Origin of the sequence: Lysobacter sp. cf310 (assembly GCF_900114355.1) — a bacterium.
Classification (GTDB): domain Bacteria; phylum Pseudomonadota; class Gammaproteobacteria; order Xanthomonadales; family Xanthomonadaceae; genus Lysobacter.
The window spans coordinates 319,826-337,990 of sequence record NZ_FOSS01000002.1 but is presented as its reverse complement, the minus strand read 5'-3'; the positions used below and the strand labels follow the sequence as shown (position 1 = coordinate 337,990).

At 68.6% G+C, this 18,165-nt stretch carries 12 protein-coding genes; 1 reads left to right on the top strand and 11 read right to left on the bottom strand.

Annotated features, from left to right (window positions below; genetic code table 11):
- Positions 1-263 precede the first annotated feature (263 nt).
- From BMZ45_RS21970 to BMZ45_RS08120, 11 genes are all read right to left on the bottom strand, one after another.
- Positions 264-1,706 carry a J domain-containing protein gene (locus BMZ45_RS21970; RefSeq protein WP_091634904.1) on the bottom strand — a complete coding sequence of 481 codons (1,443 nt, stop codon included), beginning with the start codon at positions 1,704-1,706 and terminating at the stop codon, positions 264-266.
- Positions 1,706-2,512, bottom strand: coding sequence for a J domain-containing protein (locus tag BMZ45_RS08165; RefSeq protein ID WP_091634900.1), 807 nt, complete (start codon positions 2,510-2,512; stop codon positions 1,706-1,708). Before BMZ45_RS08165 ends, BMZ45_RS21970 begins: the two co-directional genes overlap by 1 nt.
- On the bottom strand, positions 2,509-4,200 hold the full coding sequence (locus BMZ45_RS08160) for a molecular chaperone HscC (protein WP_091634897.1): 1,692 nt from the start codon (positions 4,198-4,200) through the stop codon (positions 2,509-2,511). Before BMZ45_RS08160 ends, BMZ45_RS08165 begins: the two co-directional genes overlap by 4 nt.
- A gap of 244 nt (positions 4,201-4,444) precedes the next feature.
- Entirely contained in the window at positions 4,445-6,055 is a 1,611-nt protein-coding gene (locus BMZ45_RS08155) for a carboxyl transferase domain-containing protein (protein ID WP_091634894.1), read from the bottom strand.
- Between the two features lie 178 nt (positions 6,056-6,233).
- Positions 6,234-6,629, bottom strand: a complete 396-nt coding sequence (locus BMZ45_RS08150) for a hypothetical protein (RefSeq protein WP_091634891.1) — start codon at positions 6,627-6,629, stop codon at positions 6,234-6,236.
- Positions 6,630-6,815: 186 nt separating this feature from the next.
- Positions 6,816-7,184 (bottom strand): hypothetical protein, encoded by a 369-nt coding sequence (locus BMZ45_RS08145; protein WP_091634888.1) that lies wholly within the window; start codon positions 7,182-7,184, stop codon positions 6,816-6,818.
- 122 nt (positions 7,185-7,306) lie between these two features.
- Complete coding sequence (locus BMZ45_RS08140; protein WP_091634886.1) at positions 7,307-8,482, bottom strand: thiolase family protein; 1,176 nt, start codon at positions 8,480-8,482, stop codon at positions 7,307-7,309.
- A 1,149-nt stretch (positions 8,483-9,631) separates the two neighbouring features.
- Positions 9,632-10,789 (bottom strand): isovaleryl-CoA dehydrogenase, encoded by a 1,158-nt coding sequence (locus BMZ45_RS08135; protein WP_091634883.1) that lies wholly within the window; start codon positions 10,787-10,789, stop codon positions 9,632-9,634.
- A 93-nt stretch (positions 10,790-10,882) separates the two neighbouring features.
- The gene (locus BMZ45_RS08130) at positions 10,883-11,986 is read right to left on the bottom strand and encodes a Glu/Leu/Phe/Val dehydrogenase dimerization domain-containing protein (protein WP_056173918.1); all 1,104 of its coding nucleotides are present in this window, start codon (positions 11,984-11,986) and stop codon (positions 10,883-10,885) included.
- 573 nt (positions 11,987-12,559) lie between these two features.
- Positions 12,560-13,828, bottom strand: coding sequence for a 2OG-Fe(II) oxygenase (locus BMZ45_RS08125; protein WP_091634880.1), 1,269 nt, complete (start codon positions 13,826-13,828; stop codon positions 12,560-12,562).
- A gap of 76 nt (positions 13,829-13,904) precedes the next feature.
- A complete protein-coding gene (locus tag BMZ45_RS08120; RefSeq protein WP_091634876.1) occupies positions 13,905-14,222 on the bottom strand; it encodes a YXWGXW repeat-containing protein in 318 nt (105 codons plus the stop codon).
- A gap of 393 nt (positions 14,223-14,615) precedes the next feature.
- Here BMZ45_RS08120 and BMZ45_RS08115 point away from each other — a divergent pair, with 393 nt between their 5' ends.
- Positions 14,616-18,101, top strand: coding sequence for a methylmalonyl-CoA mutase family protein (locus BMZ45_RS08115; protein ID WP_091634874.1), 3,486 nt, complete (start codon positions 14,616-14,618; stop codon positions 18,099-18,101).
- Positions 18,102-18,165 lie beyond the last annotated feature (64 nt).

Genomic DNA, 18,165 nt, shown 5'->3' with positions numbered 1-18,165 from the left:
CGGGTGAAGAACGGGTAACAGCGAGGTTGAGCTTTGGAGCCTAACACGCTGATACAACGCGACCGATGTGATGCGCCTCACCAATCCGCACAGCGAAAACGCACATCGCGGATTCAGTTTCGGCGCCGATTGCGCACCGCCAACAACAACGCGGATTTGCACGCTTCGTACCGCAGCTTTGCATCCGGTGCGAGGCCAGAATGGTTCAGAAATTTTTCAGGACGATGAATAGGGCAGCGCCAATGTTCGTGGGCGCGACGCATTCAGGGCGCGTAGATCGAGATCACTATCAACGCGGCCAACGCCAGGCCAAACAGCGGCCACAACCAGGCCGAACGGCGGCGGACTTCGTCCAATGGGACGCGACGCAGCGCCGCGTACAGGATATCGGTGGCGATCGGCATCGCTGCGCCCATTGCGACCGCTATGGCAGGGTGATCGGTCGTGCTCAGCGTGGGCAGCACGGCCACGCCGCAGAACAGGCCGGCCAGCACCATCTCGCGCCGTGTCCCGGGCATGCGTGCGCTGGTCCAGCCGATCAGCACCATGCCCGACAGCAGCATCGAGACTTCCGGTTGCGCCGATTGCAGCGCCAAGGCCGCGGTCAGGCAGGGCAGTGCCAGCGTCAACGGCCCGTCCCAGCCGGTGCCCCGTTCGATCGCCGCTACCAGTCGGCGCGTGCCGACGTTGCCCGATATCCACAGCAACCAGATCGCGGTGACGATAGCGCTTTCGCGCAAGGCCAGGCCCAGGAAATCGCGATCGCCCCGCAACACCGCGATCAGGCTCACCAGCAGTAGGCAGTACAAAGCGACCCGCACGCACCCGATAAGCGCCCGGCGCCAGTCCAGACGCGTGCGGTCGGTCGCGCCGTCCCAGAAGGCGATCGCTTTCGGATCCAGGCGCTCTTCCGCGAGGTCGGCGCCTATCGCGGACAGGTGACGCCACCAGGCCAGCGTGCGCGATGGCAGGCCGGGGATCAGCGCGATGAACACGCGGCGCAGCCAATGCGTCGGACCTTCGAGCTCGCGCACCAGGAGGCGATCGACGAAGGTCGTGTGTTCGCCGCGCAGACATGCGATCTCGTAGTCGTAGTCCTCCACGGCTTGCGCGCGCCGCAGCACATACGCCGCCTGCGCGTACAGCCAGGTGTCGCTGGGCGAGACCATGTCCAAGCCGAAGAACGCCACCACGACGCGCGCGTTGGTGGCGCGCGGCGGCGGATCGGCCTGCGACATCTCCAGCGCCACCGGCCCGCGCAGCGCCGATTTGAGGTTCAGGGCGTACAGCGCCGGCAGCTCGCGCAGCCAGTGTTCGATGCTGCTTTTGGAATCGTGCTGGGCGCGTCGGATCAGCTCGGCCAGAAAGCCTTCCGCATCGAAACGTTCGATCTCGTCGGGTTTCAGGGTTTCCTGGGCGTCCGCAGACGGCGCGCCGGTCGTGGCCAGCAGGGCGTCGTAGCCCAGGGTGGTGTTGAAACGATCGGTATCGACGAGCGCGTCTCCGTTAGGAGCGTCGTCTTCGTCTTCCCATTCCGTTAGCACCGCCGCTATTTCCAAACAACGCCGGTAGGCCTCGTTCAAAGCCTGGAAAGCAGCCGGGTCGTCGTCCGGCCGCGTCAGGCGCAGGCGCTGCGCGTACGCGCGCTTGATCGCGCGCTCGTCGGCGTCGCGATCCAGGCCCAGTACGGCGAAAGGATCGCGCATCAGTGCAGTACCGCCGAGCCGCAACGGACCAGGCCGACGACGAGCATGATGCCGACCCAGATCGTCCAGAACATCGGGCGACCGCCGTCGTCGTCGATGGGCTTGGGTTGGCCGAACAGCTCGTTGGCCGCCGCCGTGTGCTCGGGTGTGAGGCGGGCGCGCTGTTGCAAGGCGGCGATCTGCGGTGTCAGCCAGTCGCGCGCGTGTCCTACCTCGTCCAGGCCGAAGAAGTGGAGCAGGGCGGCCAGGTGGCGCGGCGGCAGGTCGGGCGCATCGATCAGCGCGTTCAGCACCGCAGGCGCCAGCGCCTCGCGCGCGCCGACGGCGTAGAAGGCCGGATGCGCCTGCAGCCAGCGATGCACGTCGGCGCCGCTGCCGACGCTGGAGACTTCGAACAGTTCGGCGATGAAAGCCTCGGCGTCGAAGCCGGCTTCGACGCCCACCGCAGGCGCCATCGCGCGCGCTTCGGTCTCGTCTGCTTCGGCTAACTGACGGTCCAGCGCCAAAGCGGCGGCCAGGGCTTCGGGCGGCACCTGCGTAGGCGCGTCGGCGGAGGCCGCTTCGGGGCGCGGCGACTCGGCGGCTTCGTCGTCGACTTCGTCGGTCCAGTCTTCCTCGTCCCAGTCCTCACCGCCGCTGGCGCGCCATGCGGCGTACTCCAGACACTGGCGATAGGCTTGGTGGAGTTCCTGGAACGCGACCGGGTTTTCGTCGGGCCGGGCGCCGCGCAGCTCGCGCGCGTAGGCGCGCCGGATCTGCGCTTCGTCGGCGTCGCGCTCCAGCCCCAGGCGCTCGAACGCGATCACGCGTAGCCCTGGGCCTCGACGTGGTCGAGGAAGGCGGCCAGCTCGATGCGGTGCTCGGCGATATCGCGCAGGTCCTGGGCGTCGAGCACGGCGCGGAAGCGCACCAAGGCCGACTGCAGCTGCTCGCGCGCCCACAGCAGTTCCTCGTACAGGCGCTCGGCGCGCGCGATCAGGGCGATGTTCTCCTGCTGGTCGCGCGGATGCACCTTGAGCGCCTCCAGCACCGCCAGGCGCGCGCGGATCTCGTCGGGGCTGAGCACGCCGGGGTTCTTCTCCAGCACCACTTCACGGGTCAGGCCGGTCGACAGCGCGGTGGCCTCGACCTGCAGCAGCCCGTTGATGTCGTAGGTGAAGCGGATGTCGACCGGGTTCTCGTTGCGGCGCTTGGGCGGGATGTCGATCGCGACGCTGCCCAGGCGCACGTTGTTTTCCACCCGCGGGCTTTCGCCCTGGTAGATCTCGAATTCGACCTGGCGCTGGCCGTCGCGCAACGGGTAGTAGCGCTCGACCCGGCTCACCGGCACCGTGCTGTTGCGGTGGATGATCGGCGAGAAGATGCCGTTGGCGAGCTGGCCGTTGCCGGTTTCCTCGGAGGTGTTCACGCCCAGGGTGTGCGGACAGACGTCGGTGAGGATGATCTCCTCCAGCGATTCGTCGCGCGCCTTCATGCCGGCCGCCACGCAGGCGCCCATCGCGATGGCCTCGTCCGGATTGACGTGGCGCAGCGGCAGGCGCCCGAACATGCGCGAGACCAGACGCGCGGCCAGCGGCATGCGCGAGGCGCCGCCGACTAGCACGATCTCGTCGAGCTGGTCCGGACGCAGCTTGGCGTCGCGCATGGCGCGCTCCAGCGGCGCGCGCAAGCGCTGCACCAGCGGGTCGCAGAGCTGGGCGAAGGCGTGCTCGTCCATGCGCCAGCGCCGCGGCTGGCCGCGCAGCACCAGCTCGACCTCGGCCTGATGGCCGTGCGCCAGCTCGCGCTTGGCCAGCTCCAGGCGGCGCTCCAGCTGCGCCAGTTCGGCCAGCGTCAGGGCGTCCAGGCCGAGCTCGTTGTCGCGCAAGAAGGCGTCGCGCATGCAGCGCGAGAAGTCCTCGCCGCCGAGGAAGTTGTCGCCGGCGCTGGCGTGGACCTCCATCACCCCGTCGTACATTTCCAGGATCGACACGTCGAAGGTGCCGCCGCCGAGGTCGAACACCAGGTAGCGGCCCTCGCTGCGCTGCTGCAGGCCGTAGGCCAGCGCGGCCGCGGTGGGTTCGTTGATCAGGCGTTCGACCCGGATTCCGGCCAGCTCGCCGGCGATGCGCGTGGCCTTGCGCTGGCTGTCGGAGAAGTAGGCCGGCACGCTGATCACTGCCTCCTCGATCTTGCGGCCCAGCTGCGCCTCGGCGTCGGCCAGCAGCGACTTCAGGATCAGCGCCGACAGCTCCTCGGGCCGGAACGCATGTTTGCCCAGCGCGGTGCGACGGTCGGTGCCCATCCAGCGCTTGAACGCGCCGACGCTGCGCTGCGGGTGCGAGACCATGCGCTCCTGGGCGGCGCGGCCGACGATGATGGCGCCGTCGTCGTCCACGCTGACCACCGACGGCGTGAGCAGCTCGCCCAGGGCGTTCGGGATCAGGCGCGGGCCGTCCGGGCCGTAGCTGCCGATCAGGGAATGGGTGGTGCCGAGGTCGATGCCGACGATCATGGGCGGGCGCGCGGGTCAGGGTTAGTCGGGACTTGGCTCGCAGGCGTCGCGTCCGCCGACCACGGGCGGTCGGGACATCGCGCCTCCTGCGCGCGGTTCGAGTAGATACAGCGCCGCGCGCTCGCGCAACTGCGCGCGGCGCGGCCACGGACCGCGCCCGCGCCGAAGCTCGCCCGTCGGCCGCGGTTCGACCGGGCCGCAACCCGGCCGGCGCTGGCGTCGGCTGCGCGGCGGCCCCACGGGGTTACATCCGGAACACGCCGAAGCGCGTGCGGTCCTCGATAGGCGCGTTGAGGCTGGCCGACAGGCCCAGGCCGAGCACGCGCCGGGTGTCGGCCGGGTCGATGATGCCGTCGTCCCACAGGCGCGCGCTGGCGTAGTAGGGGTTGCCCTGCGATTCGTACTGATCGCGGATCGGCGCCTTGAAGGCTTCTTCCTCGTCCGGCGTCCACACCTTGCCGGCGGCCTCGATGCCGTCGCGGCGAACCGTGGCCAGCACCGAGGCGGCCTGTTCGCCGCCCATCACGCTGATGCGCGCGTTCGGCCACATCCACAGGAAGCGCGCCCCGTAGGCGCGGCCGCACATGGCGTAGTTGCCGGCGCCGAAGCTGCCGCCGATCACCACGGTGAACTTGGGCACGTGCGAGCAGGCCACCGCGGTCACCATCTTGGCCCCGTCCTTGGCGATGCCCGCGTTCTCGTACTTCTTGCCGACCATGAAGCCGGTGATGTTCTGCAGGAACACCAGCGGGATGCCGCGCTGGTTGCACAGTTCGATGAAGTGCGCGCCCTTGAGCGCGCTCTCGGCGAACAGGATGCCGTTGTTGGCGACGATGCCGACCGGGTAGCCGTGCACGTGGGCGAAACCGGTCACCAGGGTCTTGGCGTAGCGCGCCTTGAACTCGTGCAGGTCGCTGCCGTCGACGATGCGCGCGATCACCTCGCGGATGTCGAACGGGCGGCGGGTGTCCTTGGGCACGATGCCGTACAGCTCTTCGGCCGCGTACAGCGGCTCGCGCGCGGCCTGCACGGTCACCGGCAGGGTCTTGCGGCGGTTGAGGTTGCCGACGATCTCGCGCGCGATCTGCAGCGCGTGGCGGTCGTCCTGGGCGAAGTGGTCGGCCACGCCGGACACGCTGGTGTGGACCTCGGCGCCGCCCAAGGCCTCGGCATCGACGACTTCGCCGGTCGCGGCCTTCACCAGCGGCGGACCGCCGAGGAAGATCGTGCCCTGTTCCTTGACGATGATCGACTCGTCGCACATCGCCGGCACGTAGGCGCCGCCGGCGGTGCAGCTGCCCATGACCACGGCGATCTGCGGGATGTTCTCCGCGCTCAGACGGGCCTGGTTGTAGAAGATGCGGCCGAAGTGCTCCTTGTCCGGAAACACCTCGTCCTGCAGCGGCAGGAAGGCGCCGCCGGAGTCGACCAGGTAGATGCAGGGCAGGCGGTTCTCGCGCGCCACTTCCTGCGCGCGCAGGTGCTTCTTCACCGTCATCGGGAAGTAGGTGCCGCCCTTGACCGTGGCGTCGTTGGCCACGATCACCACTTCCTGGCCCTGGACCCGGCCGATGCCGGCGACCATGCCCGCGGCCGGCGCGGCGCCGTCGTACATGCCCTCGGCGGCCAGCGGCGCGATCTCCAGGAACGGCGAGCCCGGGTCCAGCAGCGCGGCGATGCGGTCGCGCGCAAGCAGCTTGCCGCGTTCGGTGTGCTTGTCGCGGGCCTTGTCGCCGCCGCCGTGCGCGGCGCGGGCGAGGCGGGCGTCGAGTTCCTCGACCAGGGCCTGGTGATAGGCCGCGTTGTCGCGGAAATCCTGCGAGCGCGGGTCGAGCTGGGAGGTGATCGCGGGCATCGATGCGGGCTGTTCGAAAGACGCGGCATCAAACCACAAAGCGTAGGCGCCGGCCAATGACGCTTTCGCCGGCGCGCGACCGGGCGCCGGCGTACGGAGCAGGGCGGCGCATACCTGGGGCACAAAAAGAAAGGCCCGCTTGCGCGGGCCTCTCGGTATTGCGCGGAAGCGTGAAGAATTACTTCTTCGCTTCTTCCTTCTTCGCTTCGGTCGCAGCGGCGTCGGCCTTGTCGGCGACCTTCTGAGCGGCGTCGGCGGTGGCGTTGGCAGCGTCGGCGGTCGCAGCGGCGGCGCCGGCAGCGGCGTCGGCGGCAGCGGCGCCAGCGGCGTCGGCAGCGTTGTTCACAGCGGCACCGGCTTCGGCAGCGGCTTCGCCGGTGGCGGCAGCGGCGGCGTCGGCGCCTTCGGCGACGGCGGTGCCGGCAGCGTCAGCGGCCTGAGCGGCGGCGTCGCCAGCCTGCTCGGCGGCGGTCGCGGCCTGAGCGGCCTCGTCCTTCGCAGCGTCGGTGTTGTTGGTGCAAGCCGACAGAGCCAGGACGGCGACGGCGAGGAGGACGTGGAGCTTGGTGTTCATGGTTGTCTCCGGAGGAGTTGTCTGAAAAATCGGATGTACATCAGGCAACGCCAGTGCGCGCAGCGACCCGGGCTGTGCCGGTTCTATCGTTCACTGACCACTGTTCAGCTACGGAAAAGCCGCCGGTAAACCGGCGGCTCTTCCAGACTTGCATACCCGTTCGGTTCTAGCGAACCGAGGTGGGCATTACTTCTTCGGCTCTTCCTTAGCAGCGTCGGTCGCCTGGGTGGCGGCCGAAGCGGCGTCGGCGGCAGCGTCAGCAGCCTTGCCAGCGGCGTCGGCAGCGGCGTCAGCAGCGGCCGGGGTAGCGGCAGCGGCGGTCGCGTCGGCCGAGGTGGCGGCGGCGTCGGCAGCGGTAGCGGCCGTGTCGGCAGCAGCCTGAGCAGCGTCGGCAGCGGCGGCGTCGCCGGTAGCGGCAGCGGCGTCGGCGGTGGCCTGGGCTTCGGTCGAAGCAGCGGCGGCATCAGCAGCAGCGTCATCAGCCTGCTTCTGGTTCGAGCAAGCGGCCAGGGCCAGGCCCAGAGCCAGGGCGAGCAGCGCCTTGTTGAAAGTCATGATTCGGTTTCCTCGTCGATTAGTTAGGCAACGCGCAGTTGCGCGCCGATAACATGATGACAAGCCAGTGACGCGTGTCAAGCGGCTGGCCGGTTTTTTTTGCACAACGCGTTTTTAACTTTTTACAGGAGCTCGACCGCGATCGCCGTCGCCTCGCCACCGCCGATGCACAGCGAGGCCACGCCGCGCTTGCCGCCGCGGGCGCGCAGGGCGTTCAGCAGGGTGACCACCAGACGCGCGCCGCTGGCGCCGATCGGGTGGCCCAGGGCGACCGCGCCGCCGTTGACGTTGAGCTTCTCGTGCGGGATGCCGAGGTCCTTCATGGGCGCCATGGCGACCACCGAGAACGCTTCATTGACCTCGAACAGGTCGACATCGGCGACCGTCCAGCCGGCCTTTTCGAGCACGTTTGAAATCGCTTTCACCGGGGCGGTGGTGAACCATTCCGGGGCCTGGGCATGGCCGGCGTGGGCGACGATGCGCGCCAGCGGCTTGAGCCCGCGCGCGGCGGCGTCGTCGGCCGACATCAGCACCGCGGCGGCGGCGCCGTCGGAAATCTTCGAGGAGGCGGCGGCGGTGAGCACGCCGTCCTTGCCGAAGGCCGGGCGTAGGCCCGGGATCTTGCTGACGTCGATCTTGCCCGGCTCTTCGTCGCTGTCGACCACGACATCGCCCTTGCGGCCCTTGACCGTGACCGGGACGATCTCGTCCTTGAAGGCGCCGCTGGCGATCGCGGCCTGGGCGCGCTTGACGCTCTCCTCGGAGTAGGCGTCGATCGCGGCGCGGTCGTAGCCGTAGGAAGCGCAGGTGGCGTCGCCGAACACGCCCATGGCCTTGCCGTCATAGGGATTGGTCAGACCGTCCCAGGCCATGTGGTCGAGCATCTCGGTGCTGCCGTAGCGGATGCCGGTGCGCGAGTTGTTGAGCAGGTGCGGGGCATTGGTCATCGACTCCATGCCGCCGGCCACCACGACCTTGGCCGAGCCGGCCTTGATCAGGTCGTGGCCCAGCATGATCGCCTTCATGCCCGAGCCGCAGACCTTGTTGATGGTGGTACAGCCCGCCGCGGTCGGCAGGTTGGCGCCCAGGGCGGCCTGGCGCGCCGGCGCCTGGCCGAGGCCGGCGGGCAGCACGCAGCCCATGATCACCTCGTCGACCTGGTCGGCGGCCACGCCGGCCTGCTCGAGCGCGGCCGAGATCGCGGCGCTGCCCAGGGTCGGGGTCGGGACGCCGGTGAATTGGCCGAGGAAGGAACCGATGGCGGTGCGCTTGGCACCGACGATGACGATGTCGCTCATGGCGGACTCCGGAATAGTGCGGCCGGCGCGGGGGCCGGAACTTTCCGATTATGCGACCCGATGCTGCACTGCCGCAAATGCCGGAAAGGGCCCGGTTCGGGTGGGTCGAAGCCCGGCCCGGCACGGGTCGGGCGAGGCATCGAAACTGTGGATTGCGTCGCAGGGGCCGCTGAGAGCGAACTAACGAAACCTTCGCAATCCCGCTCAGCTTGGTGTACGCCAACGAAACGCCCACGAAGGTAACTGCGCCCGAATGCGCCGGCCTTGGGGCGGCCGGCCGGTACCGCCGGGCTGTCCCGACGTCTCGAGGTAGGAGCGGCGCCAGCCGCGACCGCGCCACTTCGACTACGACGCGAGCTCGGAGACCAGGTCGCGGCTCACGCCGCTCCTACCCCAAAGCCAAGCATCTTCCCAGCCACTCCCTGTAGGAGCGGCGCAAGCCGCGACCACGAGACCCCACACACCGGCGCCACCCTGCGCCCCCAGCTTCCTGTGGGAGCGGCGTAAGCCGCGATTGCTCAGGCATGGTTGGCGCCGCGATTCCGACGCAAGCCAAGCATCTTTCCAGCCACTCTCTGTAGGAGCGGCGCAAGCCGCGACCATGAGACCCCACACACCGACGCCACCCTGCGCCCCCCAGCTTCCTGTGGGAGCGGCGTAAGCCGCGATTGCTCAGGCATGGTTGGCGCCGCGATTCCGACGCAAGCCAAGCATCTTCCCAGCCAGTCCCTGTAGGAGCGGCGCAAGCCGCGACCGCGCCCCTTCGACTACGACGCGAGTTCGGAGATCAGATCGCGGCTCACGCCGCTCCTACCCCAAAGCCAAGCGCCCTTCGCAGCCACTCCCTGTAGGAGCGGCGCAAGCCGCGACCGCGAGACCCCACACACCAGCGCAACCCTGCGCCCCCAGCTTCCTGTGGGAGCGGCGTAAGCCGCGATTGCTCAGGCATGGTTGGCGCCGCGATTCCGACGCTGTGCGCGATCGCGGCCTATGACCGAAGGAAATCCCTGTGGAATGCGGTTCCCACAGAGACCGGGCCCCACAGAAAGCAGGCAGCCCGATGCATCAAAGCCGCGGCGAGCAAATCGCACCGCCGCGGCCACCACAACCCACGCCCACCCCGGCATCCCGAAGCGGGCGCGCTCTACCTCACGACTTGCCGTCGAACAACTCGCGCCCGATCAACATGCGCCGGATCTCGTTCGTGCCCGCGCCGATCGCGTACAGCTTGGCGTCGCGCAGGATACGGCCGGTCGGGTACTCGTTGATGTAGCCGTTGCCGCCCAGGGTCTGGATCGCTTCCAGCGCCACCTGCACCGCGCTGTCGGACGCGTGCAGCAGGCACGAGGCCGCATCCACGCGGCTCTTGTGGCCGGCGTCGTAATCGCGCGCGACCTGGTAGGCGAACGCGCGGCTGGACTGCAGCGCGGTGTACATGTCGGCGATCTTGCCCTGCATCAGGCCGAAGGTGCCGATCGCCGCGTCGAACTGCTTGCGCTCGCGCACGTAGGGCAGGGCGCTGTCCATCGCCGCCTGCATCAGGCCCAGCGGACCGCCGCTGAGCACCAGGCGCTCGGTGTTCAAGCCGCTCATCAGCACCTTGACGCCCTGGTTGACCTCGCCCAGCACGTTGGCCACCGGGATCTCGCAGTTCTCGAACACCAGCTCGCAGGTGTTGGAGCCGCGCATGCCCAGCTTGTCCAACTTCTGCGCCGTGCTGAAGCCCGGCATGCCCTTCTCGACGATGAAGGCGGTCATGCAGCGGCTGCCGCTGTCCTTGCCGGCGGTGCGCATGTAGACGATCAGCACGTCGGCCTCGGGGCCGTTGGTGATCCACATCTTGTTGCCGTTGGCGACCCAGACCTCGCCCTTGAGTTCGGCGCGGCAGCTCATCGAGCCGACCACGTCGGAACCCGCGCCCGGTTCGCTCATCGCCAGCGCGCCCTTCCACTCGCCGGTGCACAGCTTGGGCAGGTACTTCTGGCGCTGCGCCTCGTTGGCGTTGGCGTACAGATTGGACACGCACAGGTTGGAATGGGCGCCGTAGGACAGGCCGACCGAACCGGAGGCGCGCGAAATCTCCTCCATCGCGACCAGGTGGGCCAGGTAACCCATTTCGCTGCCGCCGTACTCGCCCGGCACGGTCATGCCCAGCAGGCCCATCTCGCCCAGCTTGGGCCACAGGTCCTGCGGGAACGCGTTGTCGTGGTCGATCTGCGCGGCGCGCGGCGCGATCTCGGCTTCGGCGAAGCGGCGCACGGCCTCGCGCAGCGCATCGATCTCTTCACCCAGGGGGAACGGACGCATCGGAACTCCTGTCGATCTGATCTGGTTGCACAAAATGTGTGTGTAGCGCCCAAACAGCGACGGGGCCTTGCGGCCCCGTCGTCGTCGAATCGCTTAGTGGCCGCCGCGGATTCGACCCCGGAAGCTCGGGGCCGAGCGGCCCATCGGCAGCTTGAGCTTGCCGATCGCGTCGATGCGCTCTTCGGCGAGGCGGTCGGCGGCCTTGTAGGTCGGGATCGCGTCGCGCTCGGCGATTTCGAAGATGCGGCCGAGGTTGTGGTAGATCGTGCGCATCATGCGCATGGCGCGCTCGCGGTTGTAGCCGTCGAGTTCCAGCGCCACGTTCATCACGCCGCCCGCGTTCACCGCGTAGTCCGGCGCGTACAGGATGCCGCGCTTGGACACTTCGTCGCCGATCGCGTTGTTGGCCAGCTGGTTGTTGGCCGCGCCGCAGATGATCTTGGCCTTCAGGCGGGGCAGGGTCTGCTCGTTGATCGTGCCGCCCAGCGCGCAGGGCGAGTACACGTCGGCGTTGACGTCGTAGATCTCGTCCAGGCCCACCGCTTCGGCGCCGTACTCGCTCACGGCCTTGTCGATCAGGCCCTTGTTGATGTCGGTGACGAAGATCTTGGCGCCGCGTTCCTTCAGCAGCTTCACGAACTCCATGCCGACGTGGCCCAGGCCCTGCACGGCATAGCTGTACTTGCCGACTTCCTCGTCGCCGAAACGCTTGTTCAGCGCGGCCATCAGACCCTGCAGGGTGCCGTAGGCGGTGAACGGCGAGGGGTCGCCGGAACCGCCGTGGACCTGGTGCACGCCGGTGACGTACTCGGTCTCGCGGTAGACGTATTCCATGTCGTTGACGTCGATGCCGACGTCCTCGGCGGTGATGTAGCGGCCGCCCAGCGAATCGACGAACTTGCCGAACGCGCGGAACAGCGCCTCGGACTTGTCGGCGGCCGGATCGCCGATGATCACCGCCTTGCCGCCGCCGATGTTCAGGCCTGCGACCGCGTTCTTGTAGGTCATGCCGCGGCTCAGACGCAGCACGTCGTTGAGCGCGTCCTGCTCGGTCTTGTACGGCCACATGCGCAGGCCGCCCAGGGCCGGGCCCAGCACCGTGTTGTGGATCGCGATGATGGCCTTCAGGCCGGCGTCCTTGTTGTGGCAGAACACGACCTGCTCATGGCCGAAGGTGTCGAGGGTTTCGAAAATCATCGGGTGCTCCGAAACGGCGTGGATCGCGCGTTGCGCTTAACGCCAGGAATGTCTGGTAAGTCGGTGAAAAAGAAGGAATTCGCCTGCGCGGAGCCCGCACTACCGGCGCCGCAGGGGCGACAGTCTAAAGCAATCGGGGGATACGGCTACGTATGCGTGCCGAACCGCCAGAACCGGCCCCGGTCCGGCGCGAAGATGAATGCGCCCGCGGCCGCCCCCCGCCAGCTCGGCAACCCTGTCGCGGCTCACGCCGCTCCTACCCCAAAGCCGAAGCGCCCTGTGGCCGCTCACTGTAGGAGCGGCACACGCCGCGACCGCGCCACCGCACGCGCCGGCGCCACGCCCCGGTGGCTACCGAATCGCGGCTCACGCCGCTCCCACAAGAAGCGCGCGGCAGTCACGGAGCCTGCGACAGTCCTGCCTCGGCGCAGCGCCCTGCCTTCTGTGGGAGCGGCGTAAGCCGCGATCGCGCTATCGCAACAACGGCGCCAGCTCGGGAACCCTGTCGCGGCTCACGCCGCTCCTACCCCAAAGCAGCACGCGCGCAGGCGTTGCCGAATACCTAACCGCCCCTCAAAACAACCGATACGGCCGCTCCCGCAGCCACAGCGTCGCCAACCACTTCTCCCCGCGCTGCACCGGCAAACCCGCGTGCAGCGAATCCGGATCCGGCCGCCCGTCCGCGTGCAGGTTGTCGAAGATCACCGCGCGCCCCGGCAGCGGCGCCACGCGCAGGCCGGCGACCGGGAACTCGGTCTCGCCTCCGGCCTCGACCGCGTTGAGGTAGACGCAGATCGTGCGCAGCCGGTTGCCGGCCTCGGGCCGGTCGCGCTCCAGCGATCCCGGCGGGCGGTAGTCGCGATGCGGGCGGTACTCCTCGCCGGGCGCGTAACGCAGCACGGTCAGGTGCTCGGCCTGCGGCAGCGCCACCCCGGCCGCATGCGCCATGCGCAACTGCACCACGCGCAGGGCGAGGTCCTCGACGATGGGATCCAGCGCCGAATCGCTGCTGGTGCGCTGCTCGTGCGGCATCGGTTCGCCGGTGTCCGGATGGATGGTCTGCGAACGCTGCAGCGCCGGCTGCGCGGTGGCGATCAGCAATCGGCATTCGTCCGCCGACAGCAGGCCGTCGACCGTGGCCACGCGCGGCGCCGACGAGCGCGGCGTGAGCGCGAGTGGTTGCAGCGCTTCCTCCAGGGCCAGAGTGCCCGGCGCGATCGGTGCCTGCAGCGTCGGCGGCGGCGGTGTGCTGGCCGGCAGGCGCGTCACGCCGTGCGCGGCCAGCTGCTGCAGAATTTCCTGGGCGGCGCGCGGCTGCGCCGGGCAGCCTTCGCCGCGCGCCAGGCGTTCGGCCAGCAATCGCGCGGCGACCACGTCGCCGCGTCCCGCGCCGCGTTCCAGCAGTTGCAGGCACAGGGCCTGGTCGCGCTCGTTGCCGCGCCGGCCGAAGTGGATCGCGGCCGCACGCAAGGCCGGCGGGTAGTCGGCCTGGATCGCGGCCAGCAAGCGCTCGTTGGTGCGCCCGTCGTGCGGCAGCGCCATGCCGCCCAGGGCGATCAGGGCCAGGAAGTAGCCGGCGATCGGGCTGCCCACCGACTCCGCGCGCAGCAGCCATTCCACCGCGTGCTCGGGATCGGCCTCGGTGCCCACCCCGAACATCAGCATGCGCGCGTACTCGATCTGCGCATTCGCCAGCCCGGCCTCGGCCGCGCGCCGGTGCAACATGCAGGCCTCGTCCAGGCGATGGCGCACCACCAATGCGGTCGCCAACCGGTACAGGGCTTGCGGCGAACCGTGCTCGGCGTCCAGGCGCAGGCGGGTGAGGTCGGGGTCGTCGGTCATCGCCGGAGCGTAACCGAGCCGCGCGCCGCTGGGCAGCTGTCGCGGGCGTTACGTTTTCGCAACGCCCGCGATGGACTCAGCGTCGCGCCCAGTGGCCGTCGTTGAAGCGCCAGCCAGGCCCGTGCCGGTACCAGCGCGGCGCCACATAGGCGTAGCCCGGGCGCACCCGCACGTAGTGCCCGCCGACCCAGACGTGGTGGCGCCCGGTCCAGCGCCAGTAGCCCGGCGCCCACACATAACCCGGCCGCACCCGCACCCGTTCGTAGCGCACCGGCGGCGGCGCCACCCGCACGCTCACATCCACGTAGCCGCGTGCCTGCGCCGGCGGCGCGTGCACCGTACCCAGCGCGGCCACCGCGACCGCCGCCGCCAATACCCAAGGACGCATCGTCATGTTCCTGCTCCGCTACCGGCGCCATCCGCCGTCAGCCCAGACAACGCCCGCGTCGCGCGCGCTGTTGACGCCGCGTCCGCGCCGGTTCAGTGCCACGCCAGCTAGCTGAAGCCCAGCTCGCTGCGCGTGAGCGGCTCTGGCTGTGGCGCGGGCTCCGGCTCTCTGTGGGAGCGGCATGAGCCGCGATCGGTGTGCGGTGTCGCAGCCAATCGCCACGCGGCGCCGGCGTGTGCGGTGGCGGACCGCGGCTCACGCCGCTCCCACAGAAAGCAGAAAGCTCAAGGGCGGCCGCCTGGTCCAGCGCCCCATACCCGCCCGCACGTCCCCAGGCTCCAGCCCCGACACCCCCGCGCGCTACAATGCGCGCTATCCGTTTTTCGTATTGAGCGCCCCATGAGCACTCCCGTTGCCGTAGTCCCCGCCGCCCAGGCCGACGCCACCCCGTTGCGCTTCGTCACCGCCGCCAGTCTGTTCGACGGCCACGACGCGGCGATCAACATCATGCGGCGCCTGATCCAGGGGCAGGGCGCGGAAGTGGTCCATCTGGGCCATAACCGCTCGGTCGAGGACGTGGTGCGCGCCGCCCTGCAGGAAGACGCCGACGGCATCGCGCTGTCCAGCTACCAGGGCGGCCACGTCGAGTACTTCAAGTACATGGTCGACATGCTCAAGGAGCGTGGCGCCGGCCACATCCGCGTGTTCGGCGGCGGCGGCGGCACCATCACGCCCGAGGAAATCCGCGAGCTGCAGGCCTACGGCGTCGAGCGCATCTACCACCCCAACGACGGTATGCACATGGGGCTGGTGGCGATGATCGAGGACGTGATCCGGCGCGCCAACGACGGCCGCATCGCCGACACCGCGCCCGACAAGCCGGCCGCCATCGACGACGAGATCACCATCGGCAAGACCCTGTCGGCGATCGAAGAGGGCCTGCTCGACGAAACCCAGCTCGCCCACCTGCGCAAGCAGTGGCAGCTGTCCGGCGGCAAGACCCCGGTGGTCGGCATCACCGGCACCGGCGGCGCCGGCAAGTCCTCGGTCACCGACGAACTGCTCAACCGCTTCCTGGCCAATTTCCCCGAGATGCGCATCGCGGTGATCTCGGTCGACCCGACCCGCCGCCGCACCGGCGGCGCTTTGCTCGGCGACCGCATCCGCATGAACTCGCTGCGCAGCCCGCGCGTCTACATGCGCTCCATGGCCACCCGCCGCCAGCACGTGGCCACCAACGCCGTGCTCAAGGACTGCATCGCTTTCCTCAAGGGGCTGGGCTACGACCTGGTCATCGTCGAGACCGCCGGCATCGGCCAGAGCGACTCGGAGATCGTCGACCTGGTCGACTTCCCCATGTACGTCATGACCAGCGACTTCGGCGCGCCCAGCCAGCTGGAAAAGATCGACATGCTCGACTACGCCGAGCTGGTCGTGCTCAACAAGTTCGACAAGCGCGGCGCCGAAGACGCCCTGCGCGACGTGCGCAAGCAGTGGAAGCGCAACCGCGTCGCTTTCACCACCAAGGACGAAGACATCCCGGTCTACCCGACCATCGCCAGCCAGTTCAACGACCCCGGCATCAGCTGGATGTTCGCCAACCTGTGCCGCCTGCTGCGCGAGAAGCTGTCGCTGCCGGCCGAGCGCTGGACCCCGGACGTCAACACCGACCTCAAGGAACCGCGCGCCACCGTGCTGATCCCGGGTGCGCGCGTGCGCTACCTGGCCGAGATCGCCGAACAGGGCAGGGCGATCAACCGCCAGATCGAAACGCAAGCGGAGATCGCCGACCGCGCGCAGTCGTATTGGCAGTCGCTGCACGACCTGGGCGACGAAGCCCTGCCCAAGCAATTGGATCTCTACGCAGCCGATGCCCTTCTCCCGCCTGCGGGAGAAGGTGCCCGCAGGGCGGATGAGGGCGCTCTTGCCGTCGACCGCACCCTGCTGACCCTGCGCCAGCGCTACAACGACGCCGTCCAATCGCTGACCTCCGAAGCCCTCAAGCTCCTGCGCGACTGGCCCGCGCGCCTGAAGTCGATCACCGACGAAGTCAACGAGTACAAGGTCCGCGACAAGACCATCCGCGTCGAGAACTACCGCGACTCGCTCAGCCACCAGAAGATCCCCAAGATCGCCGCGCCCACCTACAAGAGCTGGGGCGAGCTGCTGACCTTCCTGCAGAAGGAAAACCTGCCGGGCTACTACCCCTACACCGGCGGCGTGTACCCCTACCGCCGCACCGGCGAAGACCCGATCCGCATGTTCGCCGGCGAAGGCACGCCCGAGCGCACCAACCGCCGCTTCCATTACCTGTCGGTCGGCCAGCCGGCCGCGCGCCTGTCCACCGCCTTCGACAGCGTCACCCTGTACGGCGAAGACCCGGCGATACGCCCGGACATCTACGGCAAGATCGGCAACTCCGGCGTCAACATCGCCTCGCTGGACGACATGAAGAAGCTGTACTCCGGCTTCGACCTGTGCGCCCCGACCACCTCGGTGTCGATGACCATCAACGGCCCCGCGCCGATGCTGCTGGCGATGTTCATGAACACCGCCATCGACCAGCAGGTCGAGAAGTACCTGCGCGAGGACGGCGCGCGCTGGGACGCCGCCCACGACACCATCGAAAAGCTCTACGAAGGCAAGCAGCGCCCGCAGTACGGCGGCCTGCTGCCGGAAACCAACGACGGCCTCGGCCTGGGCCTGCTCGGCATCACCGGCGACCAGGTCGTCGACCCCGAGACCTACCAGCGCATCAAGGACCACACCCTGGCCACCGTGCGCGGCACTGTCCAGGCCGACATCCTCAAGGAAGATCAGGCCCAGAACACCTGCATCTTCAGCACCGAGTTCGCCCTGCGCATGATGGGCGACATCCAGCAGTACTTCGTCGACAAGAACGTCCGCAACTTCTACTCGGTGTCGATCTCGGGCTACCACATCGCCGAAGCCGGCGCGAACCCGATCAGCCAGCTCGCCTTCACCCTGAGCAACGGCTTCACCATCGTCGAGTACTACCTCGCGCGCGGCATGAAGATCGACGACTTCGCGCCCAACCTGTCGTTCTTCTTCAGCAACGGCATGGACCCGGAGTACACCGTGATCGGCCGCGTCGCCCGCCGCATCTGGGCCCGCGCCATGCGCGAGCGCTACGGCGCCGATCCGCGCAGCCAGATGATGAAGTACCACATCCAGACCTCGGGCCGCTCGCTGCACGCCCAGGAAATCCAGTTCAACGACATCCGCACCACGCTGCAGGCCCTGTACGCGCTGTTCGACAACTGCAACAGCCTGCACACCAACGCCTACGACGAAGCCATCACCACGCCCACCGAGGAATCGGTGCGTCGCGCCGTGGCGATCCAGATGATCATCAACAAAGAGCTGGGCCTGAACTTCAACGAGAACCCCTGGCAGGGCAGCTTCGCCGTCGACTACCTCACCGACATCGTCGAAGAGGCCGTGTACAAGGAGTTCGAGGCCATCAGCGAGCGCGGCGGCGTGCTCGGCGCCATGGACACCATGTACCAGCGCGGCAAGATCCAGGAAGAGTCGCTGTACTACGAACACAAGAAGCACGACGGCAGCCTGCCGCTGGTCGGCGTCAACACCTTCCTGCCCAAGGACCACGGCGGCGACATCGTCACCGAGATCGAACTGATCCGTTCCACCGAAGGCGAGAAGGGCCAGCAGATCGACAACGTGCTGGCCTACCAGACCGGCCGCAACGCCTACGCCGCCGACGGCCTCAAGGGCCTGCAGGCCGCCGCGCGCGAGCGCAAGAACGTGTTCGCGAGCCTGATGGAAGCGGTCAAGACCCACAGCCTGGGTCAGATCAGCCACGCGTTGTACGACGTGGGTGGCGAGTACCGGCGCAATATGTGAATGCGGAAAGGCAAGTGGGCATATGGCTCACTTGCCGCATTGCTCTTAGGGGAGAGTATTTTGC